The organism is Vibrio sp. Vb0349, from assembly GCF_033338975.1.
Genome location: NZ_JAWOTS010000147.1, coordinates 1 through 1,565 on the forward strand (window position 1 = coordinate 1; position 1,565 = coordinate 1,565).

Annotated in this window: 2 protein-coding genes; both read right to left on the reverse strand. The window is 46.8% G+C overall.

What is annotated here, in order from left to right; all coding sequences use genetic code 11:
• Nucleotides 1–320: 320 nt before the first annotated feature.
• The gene (locus tag R7Q47_RS24030) at nucleotides 321–626 is read right to left on the reverse strand and encodes a DUF3630 family protein (RefSeq protein ID WP_005458579.1); all 306 of its coding nucleotides are present in this window, start codon (nucleotides 624–626) and stop codon (nucleotides 321–323) included.
• Between the two features lie 9 nt (nucleotides 627–635).
• A partial coding sequence (locus R7Q47_RS24035) for an RQC domain-containing protein (protein WP_318089687.1) occupies nucleotides 636–1,565 on the reverse strand: 930 nt, incomplete at its 5' end.

Consider the following 1,565-nt stretch of genomic DNA (forward strand, 5'->3'; position numbering starts at 1 on the left):
CTGCTGCGCAGGGGTAAAGTTACTCATGCGATACCTTTTTAGTTTGGTTTGGGGGCGAGGGAACCCAAATCGAGCATTTTCATTAACGAAAACGACTCTTACCAACAATGTAAAATGAAAATTCAAATCGGCTTCACTCATTCCAAGCGAAGCGGTGGGCGATTATACCTTAACCAATTGCACTCGCAAGCGGTGCTTTTTACGCAAACGTTTACCCGATAATTTCACCTTTACACCAAAGAATTGGGCGAAAAACGAAAAAGGGTGTTTCATGTGAAACACCCTATAAGGAAATGATTTAAAGAGTTGATAAGTTGAGTTTAGAAGCCGCGTTGAAATAATCCAGCAAGATAATCGAGCTCTTCCCTGCTCTCTTCAATGTTCAGCGCTTCAAACCAAATCGCTTCACTGTAATGCTCCGCTTTCATAAATAAGCGGCAACCTTCAAAATCGATCAGCCAAGAGTGGATATCCGCATCCCACTGTTTTTCGATTACCGTCGCAGAGAGTAACCCCACCAAACGCTCACCTAACGCCGGAAAGGTGTCTAAATCAAATCTTGGGGCTGCAATCAGCAAACGACCTTCTTCGGCAATGTATTCTGTTAGGCCAAATTCCTTCTGCATTTCGGTTCCTTATCCGTGGTGAGTGATGTGTTCTTGAATCAGATCCAAGAATGGATCGGCATATTTTTCTAATTTACGTTGACCTACCCCGCTCACCGCCAGCATTTCGCCATACGACGTTGGCAGAATCTCCGCCATATCAATCAAGGTCGCATCACTAAATACAACGTATGGTGGTAAGCCATCTTCATCGGCAATCGACTTACGCAGCTTGCGTAATTTCGCAAACAGCTTCTTATCGTAGTTTTTGCTGGTCAGTTTGTCCGACTTCGCAGCGCGTGCTGCGGTATCCAAACGAGGAACTGCTAGCTCGAGCGACACATCCCCGCGCAATAATGGTCGAGCTTCCTCGGTCAATTGCAACGTCGAGTTTCGGGTGATATTTTGAAACAGCAGCCCTTTGTGGATTAACTGGCGGAAGATACTCACCCAGTAATCATGGCTGTGATCGCGGCCAATGCCGTATGTAGAGATCTTATCGTGGCCATGTTCACGCACGCGGATATTTTGCATACCACGCAGCACCTCAACCACATACGTCATACCAAAGCTTTGGTTAACGCGGTAAACACACGACAACGCTTTTCGCGCTTCTTCTGTCGCATCAAAATGTTTGGGTGGATCGAGGCAGATATCACAGTTACCACAAGGCTTCTCGCGGTATTCACCAAAGTAGTTGAGCAGAACCTGACGACGACAGGTTTGCGCTTCTGCAAAGGCACTCATCGCATTAAGTTTATGGCTTTCTACTTGCTTTTGCGGTCCATCGTCTTTTTCATCCAGCATGCGGCGTAGCCAACTGATGTCTGCGGGGTCGTACAACATCATCGCTTCAGCAGGTAAACCATCTCGCCCTGCTCGTCCCGTTTCTTGGTAGTAGGATTCAATATTGCGCGGAATATCAAAGTGCACCACAAAACGGACGTTCGGCTTGTTGAT